This window comes from Photorhabdus heterorhabditis, from assembly GCF_018448905.1.
Taxonomy (GTDB): Bacteria; Pseudomonadota; Gammaproteobacteria; order Enterobacterales; family Enterobacteriaceae; genus Photorhabdus; species Photorhabdus heterorhabditis.
On sequence record NZ_RCWA01000010.1, the window covers coordinates 31,289 to 52,417 of the forward strand.

Consider the following 21,129-nt stretch of genomic DNA (forward strand, 5'->3'; position numbering starts at 1 on the left):
ACCAGGCTATTAACCATGATGAAAAAAATAGAAGAGCTACTTGCCAATAACAAACAGTGGTCAGAATCGGTTAACGAAGAAAATCCAAAATTTTTCAAAGAATTAGCAAAGTCGCAGAAACCTCATTTCTTGTGGATTGGTTGTTCAGACAGTCGGGTACCCGCAGAGAAACTGATTGATGCTGCTCCAGGTGACTTATTTGTTCACAGGAATGTTGCAAACCTGGTTATCCATACCGATTTAAATTGCCTTTCTGTTATTCAGTACGCAGTAGACGTACTGGAAGTTGAACATATTATTATCTGCGGCCACTATGGCTGTGGTGGTATTGAAGCAGCCATTGATGGTACCGAACTAGGATTGATTAATAACTGGTTGCTGCATATTCGTGATCTTTGGTACAAACACAGCTCTATGCTAGGTGAATTGCCACCAAGTGAGCGCTTAAACCGTCTGTGTGAAATTAATGTTGTCGAACAGGTATACAACCTTGGTCACTCAACCATTATGCAATCGGCGTGGAAACGAGGTCAAAAAGTGATGATCCATGGCTGGGTTTATGGAATCCATAATGGTCAGTTGCAGGATCTTGAAGTTACAGCTGATAGTCGCGAAAAACTGGAACTTGCCTATCGTCAGACAATCTCCAAACTGACACATAAGAAGTGATTTTTTAGATCATTCATAAAATACGCTGTAGAAAAGGTTATCTTTGACTTTTTCTATAGTGTAATTACACGAAGATTTATACAGATTTTTATTTAATTAAACCACGAATAGCTATTTTTATTTTTCGAGTTTATACCCAAGAAACTTCAAGATGCATCGCGACGGCAAGGGAGCGAATCCCCGGGAGCATAGATAACTCTATGACCGGGGTGAGTGCAGCCAACAAAGAGACAACTTGAAAGATAACAGGTATAATTAGTTAACCTTTACTATCTAACTCAACACACTAAAATATAAAATAGTAGAAACTTTCATTTCTCAAAAATAAAACACCCAATAGTTAATTAATCCATTAAATTAGTCAGAATATTTTTATAATCTCTTTGACAATTTGTATAATTATTTCTAGAATCTGAAAGTTAATTATCCTAAATAATGTAAAATTAATAATTAACCTGAATACTTATAATATTGCAGAAATTATATGCATCAGTTGACATGCAATTACAATTTCCGCATAGTGTGCATATACAGTATACGATCCTGGTATGATTAAGAGCTTCAAACACAAAGAACTGGAGAAATTTTTCAAAACTGGTTCTACCTCTGGCATACAGCCTAAACATGCCACAAAGCTGCAAATCCAGCTAACCGCATTGAATATGGCTAAAAAACCAGAAGATATGAGTGCCCCTGGATGGAAACTTCATCCATTAAAAGGAACAAATTTTAGCGGTCATTGGGCAATATCTGTTAACAGTAACTGGCATTTAACATTTAGATTCGAAGGCGAAGATATAATTCTCGTTAATTATCAAGATTATCACTGAGGGCAGTGAAATGAAAATGCACAAACCTGCACACCCTGGCATAGTTTTGCGTGAATATCTTGGTGACATATCTGTCACAGAGGCAGCAAAGGCTCTCGGTATAACCAGAGCTGCACTATCCCGCATATTAAACGGCAATGCAGGAATATCTGCTGATATGGCCCTGCGACTGGAAGCTGCATTAGGTACGAGTGCCGAAATGTGGACAGGAATGCAGTCTCAGTATGAACTGTGGATTGCCTCACAGCACAAAAGACCAGAAATAAAACCAATACTGGCTCACTCCTGATAGCGTAATAAAAGGGGCTTTATTTAGACAACCGCAACACTACACACCATGCCTGAATCACAAAATAAAAACGGCAACCCGGAAGCTGCCGTTTTCAAATTCGATAAAAATTACTCTTCTAGCAAAATCACATGCCCGATGTAAGGCAGATGGCGATAATGTTGTGCATAATCGATGCCGTAACCCACGACAAATTTATCTTCAATTGAATAACCAATCCACTCAACCGGAACATCAACCTCACGGCGGGAAGGTTTATCCAGTAAGGTACAGATTGCCAGTGATTTTGGCTCACGTAATGCCAAAATTTCACGTACTTTATTCAGCGTGTTACCTGAATCAATAATATCTTCCACAATCAGCACATGCTTACCACAAATATCTTCATCCAGATCTTTCATGATTTTCACATCACGAGTGGAATTCATACCATTGCCGTAACTGGAAGCCGTCATAAAGTCTACTTCATGAGAAACCTGAATTTCGCGGCATAAATCCGCCATAAAAATAAAGGAGCCTCTCAATAATCCGACCAGCACCAGCTCACTACCGCTATCACGATAATGTTCAGTGATCTGTTTCCCCAGTTCAGCGATACGTTGCTTAACCTCCTGTTCGGAGATCATAACTTCTACAGTGTGTTTCATTATAAATTTAACCAGTTGTTTTTAATGGTAATAATCAAGATAAAGATCAGTGAAAATCATGATTACTGATACACCGTTCTTTCAAACGGATAAGATATATACCCGTCATCTTTCAAGTTGCCTCTTTGTTAGCTGCTTTCACTGCCCCCAGTCACAGAGTTATCTATGCTCCTGGGGATGCGTTCACTTGCCGCCGTGCTGCAATTTGAAATCTATTGGGTATAGCTAGCCAGAAAATTGTTTTAATGACTCCAATATTTTGCGTTTCTGCCCACGTTTCATAGTCGGAGAACGTTTAATCGCGCCATATACTTCACGCATACAATAATTAGCAACTTTACCCTTAATAATATTATGATAATTAGTCCTGATTCCGCTCTTAATATCATTAATATCAAACGCGGCATGAGCCTCTATGCAATTAACAAACGAATCCCATTGTAAAAATTCATGATCTTTCTGGGGTAAATCGACTTGGCACTGAAGAAGCTCCTGTCGCAGCCGGATAAACTCGCTAATTTTAGAATTAATTATCAGAACAAGTAATGGCTCACAGCAGCAAACTAACAAATATTTTAACTTCGGAGGCATTGTAAAAGGGCAGTGAAGATAAAGAACATCTCCTATCGCCAAACTCTGTTTGGCTGAAAAATCTGCCCTAAAAGATGCGGGAAATTTGTCACCAAGATTAGTCATCAGCTACTCAGCAGAAGTCAGATAAACAATTAATCTATCGCCATCTTTGCAATTAGCAGCTATCACTTCCAATGGAATCTCACCATTCTGGTTAGCAGCCATCCAAACACTATCGTGGCTAATATCACGTATTTCTTTAAAAGAGAGATTCCCATATTTCTCAATTGCTTCATTTATGCAGTCAATATCTGAATCACTAAATACATCTTCATCGAAATCACGCAAAGCACGTATTTGATGATTTCCATAACGACCTTCTACTGACAACGATGACCGAATAACATCAACATCACACCCATTTGGAATAAAGCGTCCATCCCCCCTGGCTACTTTGATAATATCATAGGCATTCTCTGCAACAGGGCCATCTTTCATTGCAAGATAGTTATCACCCGTAATTAACCGACCATAACGCTCTAAATGCAATCGGTCAGCAAAATACAGAATTTTACCCACATGATAAATGTCAGAAATTGGTGCTGTAGAGGCAACGTACAGAATAGCCTCTATAGCCTTTTCTGAGTCAAACCTTACATCAAGCATCTCAATACCTTCATTCAAATAGGATAAATAATACACAAAATCTATGCCTATTTTAATACCTACCGTAATCACTGTACAACGCTTTGTTGTGTTCCATTGCAGCTGGCAAAATTATTTGCTAACAGTAAAACCCAGCATCATACCGGTATCTTCATGTTCCAACAGATGACAGTGCGCCATAAATGGATGTTTGGCTCCCGCAGTATGCTTGAACTGAACCAGCACTTCGCTTTCCTTACCTTCCACATGAACAATATCTTTCCAACCACTACGGTGAGCCGCAGGTTTACGACCATTTTCACTCAAAATACGAAAACGCGTGCCGTGGATATGGAACGGATGCAGCATCATATCTCCAACCCCCGAAATCACCCAGCGCTCATACTGCCCCTGCTTAACATCAAAGGCAGGTTCTGCCATTGAGAAAGCCTGGCCATTGATAGTATTCGCGTGATGGAAATTTAATTCACTACCCATATGACCCCCTTTCATCATACTGTCGCCATGATTCATATCCCCATGAGACATATTTCCATGATGCATTGCCATACCCGCCATGGCTTGTTCACCATAACGCTGAGACAGCAACATCATGCCTTGCATATCCAGACGACTATCCATCGTCAGATGCAAATGACGTCTGTTCAGACCGGTCAAAGAAGGCAATGCAGGAAACGTTGCAAGCTGCTCCGCCAGTATGGTGCGACTCGAAGTCAATGACGGGTGAATACACAAAACCGGCAATGGCTGATCAAATGGCGGTAATGTCATGCCTATCTGAATCACAGGCAATGTCACCAGATCAAAAGGTTTGCCATCCGAGCCATCTACCACTACCTCAAAACGCTCTCCTGCCAGAATCGATAACTCATTAACCGCCACTGGCTCCGCTAACAAGCCACCATCACTGGCAACAACATATAATTGACGGCCATCACTCGTCGCAATATTGAGGCTACGGGCATTACAGCCATTCAGCAATCGCAAACGCAACCAACCGCGTGGTGCAGTATGTTGAGGCAAAACAACACCATTAGTCAGCATCATATCGCCGAACCACCCCACAGCCGCGCTCATCACATCCAGTTGATAATCAATCTTCCCGTCTTTATTCAAGCGTTTATCTTGCAAAATCACCGGGATATCATCTACTCCCCAGCGGTTTGGTAAACCAACGTTAATGCTGTTCTCATCTTCAATCAGTACTAATCCACCAAGCCCCATTGCAACCTGATAGCCAGTCTTACCATGCGTATGCGGGTGGAACCAGCAAGTTGCTTCTGGCTGTTCAAGGGTAAAACTGACCGTCCGATGTCCACCTGGTGCAATCACTGCTTGCGGACCACCATCGGTTTCCCCAGTAATTTCGAGACCATGCCAGTGAACAGTCGTCTCTTCCGGCAGGTTATTACGAATATCAATAGTAACAGGCTCCCCTGAAGTCAATTTCAATGCAGGGCCAAGTAAATCACCGTTATAACCCCAAGTTTCAGTCGCTGTTCCGGTCTTAAAACAGGATTGCCCTGCATTGATTTCAATAATAATTTTACCGGTCTCATCTGGTGTTATCTGTGGCGGGATCGGTAATAATGGGTAGGGTTCAGCAAAGGAGAAACGGCTCCATACAGGCAATAGACTGGATACACCAATAACAGCACCTAATTTAATAAAATCACGTCGTTGCATATTCATTTCCTAATTAAGTCAACCGAAAATAAACAATAAAAGAAGAAACCTAAAGGTTCCCCTTACAGGAAGGTCAAGCGGTGGGAATGTGATTTAGGTCGATCTTTACAATAATTTAAAAAAATAAATTTTAGCGAAAAAAGATATTAATATGTTAACGTAACCTGACATGAGTTCATGATAATAATACAGATGCGAAAATTATCCCTCCTGATTTACATATTAGTTCTTTTCGGTTTTTCTCACCCCGCAAAAGCGCTGACAGAAGATGAAGCTGAAGATCTGGCGGATCTGACAGCGGTGTTTATCTACCTGAAATATGACTGCGGTTACAGTCAAATTCCTGATCGGGAAATCAAACGAGCCATTATCTATTTTGCCCAGCGTAACAAGTGGGATTTGAATAATTACAACAGCCAATTGATGAACACCCTTAATGAAAAAAGCTATCAGGATCTAAAAGGTATTTACCTATCCAATGCGATAAAGTGCCATGCTCTCGCCAGAGATTCACTGAGTTTATTCGCCTACGTTAAATAGTGCTTTTCCAGCTACTCCTTAAGAGGTAAATTTCACCGTGCAACTGTGAGAATTGTTGGCTATTATGTAGCCCGATTTTCACGGTTATCATAGTGGAGGAAAGTTGGGACATGTCACAAAAAGAAATTTGGCACGAAACCCTGCACGCCAATTTTGGTCAGTATTTTTCGGTCGATAAAGTGCTTTATCATGATAAAACCGAACATCAGGATCTGATTATCTTCGAGAATGCGCAGTTAGGCCGCATTATGGCGCTGGATGGCACGGTACAAACAACTGAACGTGATGAATTTATCTACCACGAAATGATGGCTCATGTTCCTCTATTCGCCCTTGGGAACGCTAAACAAGTACTGATTATCGGTGGTGGTGATGGCGGTATGTTACGTGAAGTCTGTCGCCATCAATACCTTGAGAATATCACCATGGTTGAGATTGATGCTGGCGTAGTTGAATTTTGCCGTCAATATCTGCCTAACCATAATGCCGGCACTTATCATGATCCACGCTTCCGCCTGATCATTGATGATGGTGTTAATTTCGTTAACACTACCAATCAGAAATTTGATGTCATTATCTCTGACTGCACTGATCCGATCGGACCTGGCGAAGGATTATTTACATCTGAATTCTATCAGGGTTGCCAGCGCTGCTTGAACGAAGGGGGCATTTTCGTTGCCCAGAATGGTGTCTGTTTCCTGCAACAGGATGAAGCCGTAACCAGCCATAAAAAATTGAGTAATTATTTCGTTGACAACAGTTTCTACCAAGCTGCCATTCCTACCTATTACGGCGGAATTATGACCTTTGCATGGGCAAGTCAGAACCCAGCATTACGTCATGTGGATCTGGCAACACTACAGCAGCGCTTTGACAGTGCGGGCTTTACCTGCCGCTACTACAACCCAGCTGTTCACACAGGTAGCTTTGCCTTACCGCAATACCTGCTGGATGTATTATCTGTAAACCAATAATCACCCATTAGCCAAGAGGTGAATTAAATTGCACAAGCTGAAATTACACGGCTTTAACAACCTGACAAAAAGCCTGAGTTTTTGTATTTATGATATCTGTTACGCAAAAAGCCAAGCCGATCGGGATAGCTATATCGCTTATATTGACGAACAATATAACGCTAACCGTCTAACGGAAATTCTTAGCGAAACCTGTTCGATTATTGGTGCAAATATTCTGAATATTGCCCGCCAGGACTATGAACCGCAAGGGGCAAGTGTCACTATTCTCGTCAGCGAAGAACCGATGGACCCAAAGGATGTGGACAATACTGAAAATCCAGGTCCACTACCTGATTCTGTTGTCGCTCATTTAGATAAAAGCCATATCTGTGTTCACACTTACCCGGAAAGCCATCCGGGTGGTGGCATATGCACTTTCCGAGCTGATATTGAAGTATCAACCTGCGGCGTGATTTCACCTCTCAAGGCACTGAATTATCTGATCCACGAACTAGAATCGGATATTGTCACAATGGATTACCGCGTCCGAGGTTTTACCAGAGACGTGAATGGCGTGAAGCACTATATCGATCACGAAATCAGTTCTATTCAGAATTATATGACCGAAGAAGTACAATCGCAGTATTACATGATGGATGTCAATATTTATCAGGAAAATCTATTTCATACAAAAATGATGCAAAAAAGATTTGACCTGAATGATTATCTATTTAATGCCACACCAGAGCAATTGGGTGAAACTGAGAAACAGGAAATTACCCATCTCTTAAAAAAAGAGATACAAGAAATTTATTACGGTCGTAATTTACCTAATGCTTAGATGTATTAGCTCAGACCTCATCTGACAGTTACCTGTTATTTATACAGGTATCTGCCAGATCATTTCTTAATAGCTTTACAAATAAATGATCCTGATTACACACCTAACGCAGTACTGGTCGTGATTTCAACATCATAAATAGTTTTAAGATAATCAAGGGCCGCCTGCTGATCGACACCAGAAAAAACGCACACAGCATCTGACAACACCTTAATTCGATAACCACGTATAAACGCGCCATAGGCGGTATGTCTGACACAACAATGAGTATGTTGACCGGTTAACACCACTTCCGTCACACCATACGCTTTAAAAACCTCTTCCAGATCGGTTCCATCGAAAGCCCCATAAAATCGCTTGGGAGAAACAATTTCACGATCTGCCCCGACAGGAGCCAATGCCTCAATAACATTAGCACCCGGTGTTCCAGCTATTGCATGTCTGCCCCAGATACTCATTTCCCGATCATCGGCTCGGTGAGCATCATTAGCATAAACTACCAGCCAATCGGGTTGGCACCGGGCGTAATTAATCAACCGTTTAATTACCGGTACAATCTTCATTGCATACGCTTCATTAGCGAGTGCTCCTGTGACAAAATCATTCAGCATGTCAACTACGATCAACGCTTTCATTAGTTTCGCCCTTTAAATGAATTCTTAAAAAATAATGACTGTGATTTATTCCCACCATTCAGTTACAGACCATTTTGACAAGATTTTCTTATGATTAATAATAGCTCATGAAACCAAGCTGGCCGACTTTTTAGCTATTCCATTAACTAATCACAACGTCAATACCTGCTAATCTTGATACATAACGTTGCAGGGTTACTATAACCCCATCAAGACAAAAGAAGAGAGCGGGAGAATCCACTTTTCGGAGGTGTAAATGTTATATCCAGTTGCGATTGATAAAGATCATTCATCCTTCGGCGTCCGTGTCCCCGATATCCTGGGTTGCTTTTCTGGCGGGGACAGTTTCACAGATGCAATAGAAAACGTCCGCGAAGCAATTGAAGCGCATATCGAATTGCTGATTGATGATAATGAATCAGTACCAGAAGCGACAAGCGTAGAAAACCACCTTGCCGACCCTGAATATATAGGAGCAATATGGGCATTAGTTGATGTGGATATTACTCGATTTTTCCCCAAATAATCACTGCCCCGAATAAAATAGTTTATTCAGGGCAGTTTAATAACACTGTGATTATTTCGATGGGGTCAGAGAAAAGGTCAATGTCTCTAATGGTTGGAGAGTAATCAGCACCGTTTTATTGATAAACTTCGGCACCGAGTTGTTCTCACCATAATTGATATTAACGTCATATACCGAAGGCTGATTATCAGGTAATTCAAGATCGCTTTGCAGATCCAGATAATATTGTTTCACTTCATCCGCCGGATTGCGCAAAGTAATAATCGACTTCTTCGGACTCCAAGCTCCCCAACCGTATACCTCTAGATCGGTGGGATCTTTACCAATCCAATGGGTATCAAACAGCACATCTTGGTTTTTTTCTGACCATTTCGCCGCGTTTGCTAACGTATCCCAATCCTCTGTGGTCAACAGTTCAGGCGTAACATACATCTCCTGTAACTGAGTACCGCTGCCAAAATAGCTCCAAACCTGATCGGCAAAATCTTTAGGTGACTGTTTATCCAGATGCCGAGCCTGTTTAGCGTAAACAATGCCATGCAGCATCAGAGAATTCAGTGGGAATAACGGCCCTTTTCTTACGACATTACGATAAGTTTCCGCATCACGGTAGGTAAGCCACTGCTGCACTTTGGAACCTTTACCGTAAAACTCCACATCATAGCCACCACGCCAAATAGAATCGGCGAAAAATAGCCAAGAAGGCGTGGCTTTGGTGCCTGTCGTTAAGTTGATAAACAGATCATTCCTTGTACTACGCATATCTTTAATAAGATGGATAGCGGCATCAAAATCACTGGTGAATGAACTCCCTTTAATCACGCGATCAGCATTGCCGGTGCCATCTAGCTTAAACATGGATACATTTTGTTGTTGAATCAGATTGAGCACCCGGTTATGGAAATTGGCGTAGTAATTAGGGCCTGAAAGCGCAAATCTGCCATCTATCACTTCATAACCAAACTCCGCCGCATGAGAAACACGTTGCTCAGCAGGTGGGCCATAACCGCCCCAAGGAGAAAGCCAAATACCTAAACGAGCACGATATTGATCCGCTGCCCGTTTAAGGTTTTTGAACTCATGGGGAAATGCCTGACTAAAACCCCAATCTCCTTTGAGATTATCCCAACCATCATCAAACAGATAACCACTCAACTTCACACCGCGCTTAGTCACCAACTCCTGCCCAAACTGATTGATACGGGTCAACGCCTCTTGTTCGGTATAAGGAGTGAAATAACCAATATCGTACCAAGAGTTGTAATGTAGGTAAGGACTATATTCACGCGGACGAGCATTGTTCAAAAACTCATTGACGTTGCGCCGCAATTGCCCTTCCTGATAAACACCAATATACGTCTTATAACTTAACGTTTTCCCCGGCTCTAACGGGATAGAGAGCGCAATTTTTTGCGCAACGCCTCCGTGATCAGCCTCAGTGTTAATCAATGGATTACCGGGAACAATAAAGAAGCTATCGCTGATAATCGGTGAACTGACGATAGAGCCGTAAACAAAAGGGATTCTAGTGTGAAATGGCATTAACGAGACAGAGCTAAGCTCCAACGCGTTTTCCTGCGGTGTAATGGTGATTTCAAACGAGCCGTACTTATCTTTATCCTCCATTGTAATAATATTTTTTATCTGTATGTCGCCATGCTTCAGAGAAACAACAATACGATTGCGCTTTTTGCTGATATCAGTGACCTGAAAATCTTTAGCCGCAAGCTTCTCTCCTGATTTCAACGTGATTTCAAACAGATTGTCTGTGATGATTTGATCATGGTTTTTCGGGTTCTCAAATTTTAACTGAGTGACTTTACCTTGCTCGTCGCTAACAGCCACGCGGTAATTATCCCCCTCCAACTGCCAACTATCCGCCCAAACCGATGTACTACACAACACAGAACTGGCTAACAAACTAAGCGTAATTTTATTTAACGTTCTTATTTTCACAGCAATTTCCTTTATCAGATAATTGAAAAAATAGAACCTTTACCTTTACAACTTACCTGCACTGCCACAAATCTGAATCTTTTCTTCAACCACTGCCTGCATAGCCTGTTTTCCTGGCACGATATATTTGCGTGGATCATTAGCGTCAGGATGCTGAATAAAATAGCTTTTTACTGCATCAGCAAAAGCAATTTTCAGATCAGTCGCTACATTGACTTTACAAACACCAAGAGCAATCGCCTGCTGTACCATAGCTTCAGGAATACCCGACGCACCATGCAACACTAACGGAATATCCACCTGTTCCCTGATCGCCGCTAACCGCTCAAAATCCAGATGAGGTTCACCATGATACAAACCATGCGCAGAACCAATCGCTACCGCTAGCGAATCAATACCGGTACGGGCCACAAAGGCTTTCGCTGCCAGCGGATCGGTAAAGAAGCTATCAGTATTAGAGACATTCAAATCATCTTCCTGTCCCCCCAATCGCCCCAATTCTGCCTCAACGCTAACATCGTAACGCAGGCAAAATCGTACCACCTCAATCACCTTACGAATATTCTCTTCAAAGGGTAAATGCGAGCCATCAATCATTACCGAACGCACACCTGCGGTCACTTTATGACTGATATCCTCCAATTCCTCATGATGATCGAGATGTAGCGCCAGCGGCAAATTATGACGACGTGCCGCTTCCTGACAGATCGACACCAAATAATCAGTACCCGCATAGCTAAAAGTCGCCGGTGTACCTGCCAGAATCACGGGTGATGCCAGACGTGCCGCAGTTTCTGCCACCACCTGAACCGTCTCCAGATTGTGGACATTAAAAGCAGGGACTGCATAGCCTTCACGCAGAGCTTTCTTCAGCATTTGACGACTGGAAATCAGATACATATAAGCTCCTCAGATACCATCCAAATTTGGGCTGCTATATCCCTGTTTTTGCTGTTCATGCCACAGGCTAGTCAATCCCCGCCGCCCACACTCTAGCGCCATATCACGAAATGCTTTTGGCACCAGCCCCTCACGATCCAGAATCATTTCTACCGCCAGTTGCATATTAGTCCCGGTGATAACTTCATAATGCGGATTGGTTATCGCTAGTTGTGCTGCCTGCCGGAACGGTGAACCGCCCAGTAAATCACTGAGAATAATCACACCATCACCACTATCGCAGGCAACGCAAGCTTCCTCCAACAACACCAGCAATTGCTCAGTACTGACTCCTTCAGGAAAATCAACGGCGCAACATTGGGGCTGCTGCCCTACTATCTGTTCCACTGCCTGCAACAAACCGCTGGCGAAACGACCATGCCCGGTGATTACAATACCTAACATTCCATCCCCTCAACGTCGTTTGTTAAAGAAAACTGAAAAATTTACCCACAATGCCGAGCACCACCGTCAAACCAATTAACTTGACCGGCGAGAATCCTTTTTTCATCAGCCAAAACACCAACAGGGTGAAACACAATGGCAACAAGTTAGGCATCAATTTATCCAGAACATCCTTCTGCAACGCCACACTCGCTTTACCGGCATTCACCACCACCGGCGTCGAAAAACGGACATACGAAGCCACCAGCGCCCCTATCACCGTCATCCCGACGATTGATGCCGCATGAGAGATGTTTTTAGTGTGTGTTTTTAACAACGCTAATGCATTGACACCCGCCCGATAGCCGTAATGGGCCAAACCAAAACGCAAACCGAAATGCACGATGTTGAATAGCAACAAGAATACGATGGGGCCAAACAAACTCCCCTGTAGCGCCAAAGATGCGCCAATACCGGCGCAGATAGGTAATAGCGTCAACCAGAACAATGCATCACCAATCCCGCCTAGCGGTCCCATTAGCGCCACTTTCACCGCGCGAATAGTGGAAATTTTTTCCTTATTTCGCTCCATTGCCAGCACCAGGCCGGACAGTAAAGTGACATCAAATGGATGCACATTGATAAACTCCATATGCATCTTCATAGCATTCCCCAGATCCTGCGGGTTCTTATGGATCTTACGCAATCCGGGGATCAAGGTGTACAACCAGCCCCCCGCCTGCATACGCTCATAGTTAAATGATGCCTGTAGCAACAAAGAGCGCCACGCCATGCGATTCAGATCGCCTTTAGTCAGCGCCTCACCCGGCATATTGTCCTGATAGTCATCTTGCTCAACCTGACTGGTCGCCAACGCCTGTGCCATCCTTTTCTCAGCTTTATCTGCCATAGCAGTATCGGTGTCGTTAAATGCCATCTTCCATCTCCTGAGACTGGGTAGTAGGTGCGCTGCGGTCAGCCACATCTTCCATACGGGAACGGTTAAAGAAATCGATTAAAGCAATCGCAAATGCGCCGAGCGCCACGGCGATAATCGGCATATTAAGGAATGTGACCGAAATGAAACCCAGAATGAAATAGGCAACATAGGTCTTTTTCATCATCATTTTCATCAGCATCGAAAAGCCGATGGCGGGCATCATACCGCCAGCAACCGCCAGACCGTCTAGCAGCCACTGTGGTGCTTTCTGTACCATGACACTGGCAGCGTCGGCACCAAAATAAATTGGCAAAAATGCCACGATAAAATAGAAACAAAACAGAATGGTAATGCCCAGATAGTTGACCCTCTCCACACCGCGCCAATTCAATTCTTTTACCATCTGATCGCATTTATGCATCATTGGCGAGAACACGGTAAACAGCAACGTAATGCAACCCTGTACCGCAATGGCGAATGGCACTGCGATACCAATTGCGACTTTAGGATCAGCATTCGTCAGAATGGCAAATGCCGTCCCAATCACGCCGCCAATTACCACATTAGGCGGCTGGGCGCCAGCCAGCGGCACCATTCCCATCCAGACCAGCTCTAGCGTCCCCCCCACCAATAAACCCGTCTGTACATCCCCTAAAATCAGCCCAACCAACGGACCAATCACTACCGGACGGTGAAAATGAGTCAACCCATCAAAGAGATCCACCCCCGCCAACCCAGCCAACAATCCAATCAATATCGCATCAATCAGCATAACTCACCTCTTAGGCCAGTAACTTAACGATGGGTTCTCCCGCTTCGTCCGGCACTCGTCGAACCTCGCAAGTGACACCTAATTGCTCCAGTTCGCGAAACACCACCACGTCACTGTCATCAACCGAAACCGTCTTATGGATTTGACGCTTGCCTTCGGCAAAATGCATATTACCCACATTAACAAAACTGATAGGTACTCCTCCCTTGACCAAGGTCAATACATCCTGCGGCGTTTTACAAACGATAAAAATCTTCTGACGCTCAGCCGCTTTATGGATCACATCAATGGTTTTCTGTAAGGTGAAATAACGAGTCTGCACCCCATCAGAAACCACCATATCCATCAGGTTTTGCTGCACCAAATCACTGGCAACTTGATCGTTAGCCACCAATACCAGATTAGCTCCCAGTGAATTGGTCCAGGTCACACCTACCTGACCATGCACCAACCGGTTATCAATTCGGGTCATTAAAATATTCGGCATCGACATAATCACTCCTACTACATTCAGTTGCTTATGAGTACGCTAGAGGGTAAGGATAAATTTCCACTCCTTTCACCACACGGTTGACCTCCCCTGTCGGACATGGATTGTCTGGCGTTATGCCCAGTGCCAGCGAGGTTTCAAACGCTAACATCTGCAAAAACATCAAATAGGGAAACAACAGCCAGATATCATCTTGTTCACTATTAATCACCGTGAACCCTTTCCCCGGTGTGCCACTCAGAGCAACAATTTGACACGCCAATCCGTCATGATTCAGCTCATGCCACAGATCAAGATCATAACGACGGCGATACTGATCAGCCGAGAACATCATGACCACCAACGTATCCCGTTCGATCATAAACTTCGGTCCATGACGTACTCCCATTGACGAATCGTAACGCGTGGCAACATACCCGGCGGTCAACTCCAACATCTTGAGAGCGCCTTCTTCTGCTACACCAGTAAAACAACTGGAACCCAGACACATCATGCGTTTAAAACCATTGCGTGCCAGTTGCTTAGTCTGTATCTGCCACTGCATCCACTCCCGTTCACACAACACGGCCATCGTCATTAATGGCTCGCGGCTCTGTTCCAGTGTTAATGGCCCCAGCAGCAACACAGTTGCCAGCGTCATACAACTAAAACTGGAAGTCATGGCAAAACTTTGATCATGAGAACTCTGTGGCATGTTCAATGAACAAACATGGGAACGCCCTTCGGCGTAACGCGCCAACGCGCCATCAGGATTACAAGTCAGCATTAAGTGATAACAGTGCGGCAACAACTGATCAGCCAGTTGTACCGCCGCTACACTTTCCGGGCTATTGCCGGAACGTCCGTAAGAAATGAGTAATGTTGAACGCGTTGGATCAAGATATTGCAAAGGGGAAGGCACAATATCTGTCGTGCTGTACGCAACTACATTCAACCCACACTGCTCACGTAACCAAGGCGCCAGAGCGCGCCCAACAAATGCAGAGGAACCTGCGCCGCACAGGACTATTTGTAACTCCGGGTCAGACAACAGAGGCGCCAAAAATGGTTGCCACAGCTCTTCCTCACGTTGCAAGTTTTGATATAACTGACGCCAAAGTTCAGGCTGCTGATGAATTTCTCTGGCAGTGTATAACCCGTGATGCTCACGTAGCCAGGCTTCGGTATAGGAAAACAGTTCACTCATACTAACGCTCCTTGTACCTCAAATTCACAAGCCTGAGCATAGCTCAGCAACACAGAACGAATCTTATCCAACACCCAAGCGTGAGGATCATTGTCCAACCGTCCCGCATTAACTGCCTGCGCTTGCTCTGGCAGGTACTGACTTAGCAATGAAAGGGAAACAGGACGACGGCGCAGGTTATCCATCAAAGTATTAACGGCCTGTTGTACCTGCGGGTGCGGCCAGTAGTAACGCACGCGATCACTCAGACTGTATTGACGATCAATAAATTGTTGATGTGGTGTACCGTGGTAATAGCGATTCCAGTGCTCCGGCTGCTCAAGCATGACTTGTTCCAAAGTGGCACACAGACGAGCGGCTTGTTGTTCACTATTCCATTCACTATCGATCTTATCGAGCGCGAAAAGCGCTTCACGCAGGGCAAAAGTCAACGCTGGGCCAACTTTCAGAATAGCGAAATGATCACGTACCAGTTCACGGTAAACTTGTGCCGTTTGATAATCAGTAGAATGGGCTTCATAGACCAAATAGGGTTGAGACTCGATATATTTACTCAGGGCCGCCGCACGCTCAGATTGATAGTGTTCGACATAATGATGATCGAACTCCACCCCCGGCTGAACCACCAGTGCAACTACTCGCGGCCATACTTGTTCCAGTCCAGCCAACTGCCAGGCTTGTTGATGCACATTCAACGTCATAGCTGCGGCCTGAGACGTAGTGACTTGCATTCCTTCCAATGCTTCTTTAGCACCGCCCGGTACGGGCACTTCGGTACCTATCACATAAACAGGCGGTTCTCCCCCCACCTGCTGCCAACAACGCTCAGCCACTTGACATAAACGAGCTGCCCGTACCGCAACTTCCTTGTCGCCAAGCGGTATCGGATCATCAGCACAGGACATAGAGCAATCAAGATGAATCTTACGAAATCCCGCAGCCACATAATCATGTATCAAGGTTTCAGCCAATTGCATTGCTTGCTCAGCGGGACGATCTTGCCAGACATTCGGTCCAAGATGATCGCCTCCCAACCAAATATGATCACGTGGTAAACCAATCCGATCGGCCTGTTGCCAAACTGCATCACGAAACTGAACGGGTTGCATACCGGTATAACCGCCAAACTGGTTAACCTGATTAGACGTTGCTTCAATCAGCACCGACGTTTTACGTTCTTTGGCTACGCGCAAAGCACTTTCCAATACCCAGGGATGGGCGGAACAGACTGAATAGATCCCCACCGCTTCACCTGATTTGTGGCGACGGATAAGTTGTAATAGTGATTGCATGGTATCTCCCATGCGAGCAAGAACCTCAGTAAGAACTACTCGTCGGCAATAATCACATCCACGCCGAGTTCAGTTAATGCCCGCCTGTAGTTATCGGGGACCCGGCTGTCAGTAATCAGCCGATGAATCTGTCCAGCCTGACGGATCATACAAAAGCTTCTACGTCCAAATTTACTGGCATCTGCCACGGCGATAATTTCATGCGCTACCTCACACATAATGCGATTAAGGTGAGCTTCACCGGGGTGTGGCGTAGTTATCCCTGCTTCCAGATCAAACCCATCAACGCCAAGAAACAAAGTATCAAAACGATATTGACGCAATTGCTGTTCCGCAGCCGGACCATAGAGCGAGTAAGAGTTCTGACGCACACTCCCGCCAAGCACCATCACATTCATCTGATCAAATCCCGCTAATTCATAGGCGATATTCAACGCGTTTGTCATGACCACCAAATCACGCCGTTCCTTAAGATGTGGCACGATTTGCGTGGTCGTTGAGCCGGAGTCAAGGATCAATGCATCACCATCCTTAACAAACTGTGCTGCTCTGGCTGCAATGCGCGATTTCACATCACGATTCATCCTCCCCTTATCTTGCAAGGGGCGATCAAAGGCGAATTGCTGATTCAACATGGCGCCGCCATAGGAACGCAAAGCGCAGCCTTTCTGCTCAAGATAACGCAGGTCATTACGGATAGTGACGCTAGAAACCCCAAAACGAGAACTCAAATGCTCAACACGTACACTACCCTCATGGCACAGCAGGTCGATAATCTGTTCACGTCTTTTTACGGTATCCATAGCCATTCCGTTATGCTCCTCAGATCTCCAGCGACATATTCACGTCGCCTGTGATGGATTGCTTTCTCTCTCTTTCGGTTTAATTACAGCAAAAGCAATGAAATGAAATTGTGATCGGTATTGCAGTCTATTATATAGACAAAAACTAACCAAAAATGTTTCATTTGAAAACCAAACGAAAGAATACTTTCGGTTCTATGACTATTATTGTTTTATCCCGGAATCAGTCCTTATCCACCTTTTCAACGAAAATTGATACCAAAAAACCGAAAGCCCTTTGTTTTCAACCATTGAGTACAAGGTTTTATTTCAGCAAGTGATAAAGATCACAACTTTAAGATTAGATGTGCAAATCCTGATAAAATCCAGGACTGAAAGCTCTCGCTGTAATTTAAGGAAACGACACAAATGACAAAACGATTTTCGGTGCTGACTGGCAGTCTGCTGCTTGCTGCTTCTCTCGGCGCTCAAGCCACAAATACACCCGCTCAGCCCCATCTGACAAATACTGTTGATAAGACCATACACTCCCTGATGCAGGAATATGACATTCCAGGAATGGCGATTGCAGTAACGTTCCGCGGTCAACATTTTTTCTATCAATACGGTGACTCATCAAAAGAGGACAACACGCCGGTCACTAAAGAGACAATTTTTGAATTAGGTTCGGTCAGCAAAACCTTTACCGGCAGCCTGATTTCCTGGGCACAGGTGACGGGAGCCATTTCCCTCTCCGATAAGGCCAGCCAGCATTTTCAACCGCTTGCAGGCAGCACCTTTGACAACATCAACCTGCTGAATATTGCCACCTATACCGCGGGCGGCCTGCCGTTACAATTCCCTGATGAGATCAACAGCAATAGCAAAATGGTAGACTGGTTCCAGCACTGGCAGACAAAGTACACGCCCGGAACCTACCGCCAGTACTCCAATCCCAGTATTGGCCTGGCAGGCTATATCGTTGCCCAACGCCTTGAAAAACCTTATTCAATACTGGTGAAAAACCAGATCCTTTCACCGCTTGGTCTGCACCATACCTGGTTTAACGTGCCCGAGCAGGAGATGAAAAACTATGCATTGGGTTATTCAAAAGAGAATAAACCGATTCGCATAAACCCGGGCGTGCTGGATGAGGAAGCCTATGGCCTGAAAGCCAGTGCACAGGATCTGATCGGCTTCGTTGATGCGAATATCGATCCTTCCCGCGTAGGTGACAACAAGCTGGCGCAAGCCATTCAGGCAACCCATACTGGCTATTACCGGGTGGGTGAGATGACGCAAGGGCTGGGCTGGGAGCTTTATCACTGGCCCGTTACCCTTGAGCAGGTACTGAGTGGCAACTCTGCGGAGATCGCTTATCAGGCCAACAAAACCACGGAACTATCACCGCCAGAGCCGCCAACGGATGCGCTTTTTATTAATAAAACCGGTTCCACCAATGGTTTCGGCGCGTATGTTGCGTTTGTGCCGCAAGAGCAAATGGGTATTGTGCTGCTGGCCAACAAAAACTATCCCAACGAGGCACGTATCAAAGCGGCCTGGCAAATCCTCAAGGCACTGAAATAACGCGCAAGTGGCGTTAAATACGGTGTCTTTAAACCGTGTCTGTTAGCAGCGATAACGCCTCCCCAGGAGGCATTATCCATGACATATCGAGTCATGAAGCCAGTAAGGCTTCCAAACCAGCGGTCACCGACTCCATACGGTGACCACCTGAGTGCTCAATCACATAACGCTTGCCCACCTGGGAGCAGGCATCCAGCCCCCAAATGCCATGTTCGACCTTCTGACTCAGCGGATCATTACTGGTATTGATGTGGGTGACGTTAGCACTATCCAACTTGTCGGCTAACCGATCCCGCAATCCCACATGCAATCCCATACTATTGAATACGGTGACCTTGATCCCATGTTTGATGCCCGCATATTGCGCCAGCCCGCCGCCCAAGGAATGGCCCAGAACCTCAACCTTATTGCCATATTGTTTAGTAAAGGCTTTAACCAAACGGTCTGCATCCTGAAACGCGCTGTCCTTGATCCCCAAAGCCGCGCAGACATCACTTTTTATCGTACCAGGACGCTTAGTTGGCTGGGTGCCCACAAAGGAAAGCACCACGGTATCGTCACGTTTGTAAACAGCGACCTTGAGCGCAGACCAGGCATCTCCTTTAAGGATTAAAGGATCATTCTTCCCCTTGCCAGGACGAACACGCAGGGTTAACTTCTTGCCGGTCCCGCCACTCCCATCCTCCCGGCGAGCCAGTATTGAAGACGGGATATCAGCCAAAGTGGCATGACTGTAACCTGTCGGCATATCCCGATAACTACTGGAGCAACTGATTCTCGCCAATCGGGCCGTATCCATCACTGCTCTGGCTTCTGCAACATTCAACGGCTCTTGCTCTGCTTTGGCTACAAACGCTGGTTTGATGAATACTTTGGCAGTATTCAGCCATTTCTCGGCACGCATTCTAGCCTGTAAGCGATCAGACACACTGGGCGGTAGATACGAGATGCCCTTCATAACCGCTCCAGCCAACCCCAAAGCTGAGGATACCAACAAACGCCCCGTGAATTCCGCTAGGTTTTTAACTCCGGCAACACCGACCGAAATCGCACCACTTATTACACTACTAGCACCGCCCATGATATTGGCCAATCCCTTAATAATGGCCCCAGTCCAGTAACGTGCCTTACCTTTAGCACTTTGCGCATGGGAGTCATATCCTCTCTGTATGGCAGTACCAATCCTGCGAGCTGGGGCATTCAGAGTCAGATATTTCAGTGTGGTAGTCAGCACCTTGCCTAATGACACCTTTGTATCGAGGCCAGTACTGGTGTAATGGGAGGCAAGATGATGATGAACATTATGATGCCTTTTATCCGTTAACTCCTGAATACAGCGTTCTGTTGATGACAATTTGGCAGCGCCGATTTGAATGTTTTGATTGAGCAATGTTTTTTCATTACGTGCTTTTGGAAATAATTTTTTTTCCGCCTGCTTAAGGGTTTCTGTGATCTTCTTGTCTTTTAATTTAAAAATGTCTGAGTTCTGCCTCTTAAATTCTTCGACACTTTTCGTAATGTTTTTGTAATATTGTAAAGAGATATTATCTGGAAAATTTTTCATCCCTTTTATTAGTTTTTCTAGGCATGAGATTTTTACTTTTCCTGCTTCGTTTACTTTTTTAAAAGTTTTATCAAAGGTAGATTCACATAATAAATGCAACATCGTTACTCTGTTAGTAAACATGTCCGTATTCCTTTAAATAACTCATTGGATTTATAATCAGTATTTTAAATAAGACTCCAAAACCGCGCCACATATCACACCACCAATAATCACATTAATAACAATGAATTAAAGAAATATGCAGCAGAATTATGAAACGTTATTTAATTATTTTATTAAACATCCATACCTAATTTTTACACTCTATTTACCAAATTTCCTCTTAATCTATTTCTCTAATAATGTTTTTAACAAATGTATAGAAGATAGAATTTCT

General features: G+C 44.6%; 23 protein-coding genes. 8 read left to right on the forward strand and 15 right to left on the reverse strand.

The window, feature by feature from the left end:
• Window positions 1-15 precede the first annotated feature (15 nt).
• The 3 genes from can to EAE89_RS08415 all read left to right on the forward strand — a co-directional run bounded on the left by can (window position 16) and on the right by EAE89_RS08415 (window position 1,788).
• On the forward strand, window positions 16-669 hold the full coding sequence (can, locus tag EAE89_RS08405) for a carbonate dehydratase (RefSeq protein WP_054475891.1): 654 nt from the start codon (window positions 16-18) through the stop codon (window positions 667-669).
• A 548-nt stretch (window positions 670-1,217) separates the two neighbouring features.
• Window positions 1,218-1,499 carry a type II toxin-antitoxin system RelE/ParE family toxin gene (locus EAE89_RS08410; protein ID WP_214085685.1) on the forward strand — a complete coding sequence of 94 codons (282 nt, stop codon included), beginning with the start codon at window positions 1,218-1,220 and terminating at the stop codon, window positions 1,497-1,499.
• A gap of 10 nt (window positions 1,500-1,509) precedes the next feature.
• Window positions 1,510-1,788 carry a HigA family addiction module antitoxin gene (locus tag EAE89_RS08415; RefSeq protein WP_011145233.1) on the forward strand — a complete coding sequence of 93 codons (279 nt, stop codon included), beginning with the start codon at window positions 1,510-1,512 and terminating at the stop codon, window positions 1,786-1,788.
• A gap of 110 nt (window positions 1,789-1,898) precedes the next feature.
• Here the strand turns inward: EAE89_RS08415 and hpt are convergent, their stop codons facing one another.
• From hpt to cueO, 4 genes are all read right to left on the reverse strand, one after another.
• On the reverse strand, window positions 1,899-2,435 hold the full coding sequence (gene hpt, locus EAE89_RS08420) for a hypoxanthine phosphoribosyltransferase (protein ID WP_054475895.1): 537 nt from the start codon (window positions 2,433-2,435) through the stop codon (window positions 1,899-1,901).
• Window positions 2,436-2,660: 225 nt separating this feature from the next.
• Window positions 2,661-3,131 (reverse strand): hypothetical protein, encoded by a 471-nt coding sequence (locus EAE89_RS08425; RefSeq protein ID WP_149616577.1) that lies wholly within the window; start codon window positions 3,129-3,131, stop codon window positions 2,661-2,663.
• A gap of 3 nt (window positions 3,132-3,134) precedes the next feature.
• The gene (locus EAE89_RS08430; RefSeq protein WP_339423136.1) at window positions 3,135-3,710 is read right to left on the reverse strand and encodes a Panacea domain-containing protein; all 576 of its coding nucleotides are present in this window, start codon (window positions 3,708-3,710) and stop codon (window positions 3,135-3,137) included.
• Between the two features lie 75 nt (window positions 3,711-3,785).
• The gene (gene cueO / locus EAE89_RS08435) at window positions 3,786-5,360 is read right to left on the reverse strand and encodes a multicopper oxidase CueO (protein ID WP_214085686.1); all 1,575 of its coding nucleotides are present in this window, start codon (window positions 5,358-5,360) and stop codon (window positions 3,786-3,788) included.
• A gap of 192 nt (window positions 5,361-5,552) precedes the next feature.
• On the opposite strand from cueO, the gene EAE89_RS08440 reads away from it, so the two are divergent.
• The 3 genes from EAE89_RS08440 to speD all read left to right on the forward strand — a co-directional run bounded on the left by EAE89_RS08440 (window position 5,553) and on the right by speD (window position 7,697).
• On the forward strand, window positions 5,553-5,900 hold the full coding sequence (locus EAE89_RS08440; protein WP_054475903.1) for a YacC family pilotin-like protein: 348 nt from the start codon (window positions 5,553-5,555) through the stop codon (window positions 5,898-5,900).
• A 110-nt stretch (window positions 5,901-6,010) separates the two neighbouring features.
• Window positions 6,011-6,874 carry a polyamine aminopropyltransferase gene (speE, locus tag EAE89_RS08445; RefSeq protein WP_172908935.1) on the forward strand — a complete coding sequence of 288 codons (864 nt, stop codon included), beginning with the start codon at window positions 6,011-6,013 and terminating at the stop codon, window positions 6,872-6,874.
• 28 nt (window positions 6,875-6,902) lie between these two features.
• A complete protein-coding gene (gene speD, locus EAE89_RS08450; RefSeq protein WP_054475907.1) occupies window positions 6,903-7,697 on the forward strand; it encodes an adenosylmethionine decarboxylase in 795 nt (264 codons plus the stop codon).
• 95 nt (window positions 7,698-7,792) lie between these two features.
• Here the strand turns inward: speD and EAE89_RS08455 are convergent, their stop codons facing one another.
• A complete protein-coding gene (locus tag EAE89_RS08455; protein WP_072161790.1) occupies window positions 7,793-8,332 on the reverse strand; it encodes a cysteine hydrolase family protein in 540 nt (179 codons plus the stop codon).
• Window positions 8,333-8,588: 256 nt separating this feature from the next.
• On the opposite strand from EAE89_RS08455, the gene EAE89_RS08460 reads away from it, so the two are divergent.
• Window positions 8,589-8,858: a type II toxin-antitoxin system HicB family antitoxin gene (locus tag EAE89_RS08460; RefSeq protein WP_081861848.1), complete on the forward strand. Its 270-nt coding sequence runs from the start codon at window positions 8,589-8,591 to the stop codon at window positions 8,856-8,858.
• Between the two features lie 51 nt (window positions 8,859-8,909).
• Here the strand turns inward: EAE89_RS08460 and EAE89_RS08465 are convergent, their stop codons facing one another.
• From EAE89_RS08465 to agaR, 9 genes are read right to left on the reverse strand one after another with little or no spacing between them, the layout of a single operon-like run.
• Window positions 8,910-10,814, reverse strand: a complete 1,905-nt coding sequence (locus EAE89_RS08465) for an enterotoxin (RefSeq protein WP_276525714.1) — start codon at window positions 10,812-10,814, stop codon at window positions 8,910-8,912.
• 45 nt (window positions 10,815-10,859) lie between these two features.
• Window positions 10,860-11,714: a tagatose bisphosphate family class II aldolase gene (locus EAE89_RS08470; protein WP_054475909.1), complete on the reverse strand. Its 855-nt coding sequence runs from the start codon at window positions 11,712-11,714 to the stop codon at window positions 10,860-10,862.
• Window positions 11,715-11,723: 9 nt separating this feature from the next.
• On the reverse strand, window positions 11,724-12,158 hold the full coding sequence (gene agaF, locus EAE89_RS08475; RefSeq protein WP_054475911.1) for a PTS galactosamine/N-acetylgalactosamine transporter subunit IIA: 435 nt from the start codon (window positions 12,156-12,158) through the stop codon (window positions 11,724-11,726).
• A gap of 22 nt (window positions 12,159-12,180) precedes the next feature.
• A complete protein-coding gene (locus tag EAE89_RS08480) occupies window positions 12,181-13,074 on the reverse strand; it encodes a PTS system mannose/fructose/sorbose family transporter subunit IID (protein ID WP_054475912.1) in 894 nt (297 codons plus the stop codon).
• On the reverse strand, window positions 13,064-13,849 hold the full coding sequence (agaW, locus tag EAE89_RS08485) for a PTS N-acetylgalactosamine transporter subunit IIC (RefSeq protein ID WP_172908942.1): 786 nt from the start codon (window positions 13,847-13,849) through the stop codon (window positions 13,064-13,066). The genes EAE89_RS08480 and agaW overlap by 11 nt, the downstream gene beginning before the upstream one ends.
• A 10-nt stretch (window positions 13,850-13,859) precedes the next feature.
• On the reverse strand, window positions 13,860-14,342 hold the full coding sequence (gene agaV, locus EAE89_RS08490; protein ID WP_280516018.1) for a PTS N-acetylgalactosamine transporter subunit IIB: 483 nt from the start codon (window positions 14,340-14,342) through the stop codon (window positions 13,860-13,862).
• A gap of 25 nt (window positions 14,343-14,367) precedes the next feature.
• The gene (locus tag EAE89_RS08495; RefSeq protein ID WP_214085687.1) at window positions 14,368-15,525 is read right to left on the reverse strand and encodes an AgaS family sugar isomerase; all 1,158 of its coding nucleotides are present in this window, start codon (window positions 15,523-15,525) and stop codon (window positions 14,368-14,370) included.
• A complete protein-coding gene (locus tag EAE89_RS08500; protein ID WP_214085688.1) occupies window positions 15,522-16,817 on the reverse strand; it encodes a D-tagatose-bisphosphate aldolase, class II, non-catalytic subunit in 1,296 nt (431 codons plus the stop codon). Before EAE89_RS08500 ends, EAE89_RS08495 begins: the two co-directional genes overlap by 4 nt.
• 35 nt (window positions 16,818-16,852) lie before the next feature.
• The gene (gene agaR, locus EAE89_RS08505; RefSeq protein ID WP_054475919.1) at window positions 16,853-17,626 is read right to left on the reverse strand and encodes a transcriptional repressor AgaR; all 774 of its coding nucleotides are present in this window, start codon (window positions 17,624-17,626) and stop codon (window positions 16,853-16,855) included.
• A 402-nt stretch (window positions 17,627-18,028) separates the two neighbouring features.
• On the opposite strand from agaR, the gene ampC reads away from it, so the two are divergent.
• Entirely contained in the window at window positions 18,029-19,186 is a 1,158-nt protein-coding gene (gene ampC / locus EAE89_RS08510; RefSeq protein ID WP_149616571.1) for a class C beta-lactamase, read from the forward strand.
• 91 nt (window positions 19,187-19,277) lie between these two features.
• On the opposite strand, the gene EAE89_RS08515 is transcribed toward ampC, so the two are convergent.
• Window positions 19,278-20,873 (reverse strand): Tle-like phospholipase domain-containing protein, encoded by a 1,596-nt coding sequence (locus EAE89_RS08515; protein WP_149616570.1) that lies wholly within the window; start codon window positions 20,871-20,873, stop codon window positions 19,278-19,280.
• Window positions 20,874-21,129 lie beyond the last annotated feature (256 nt).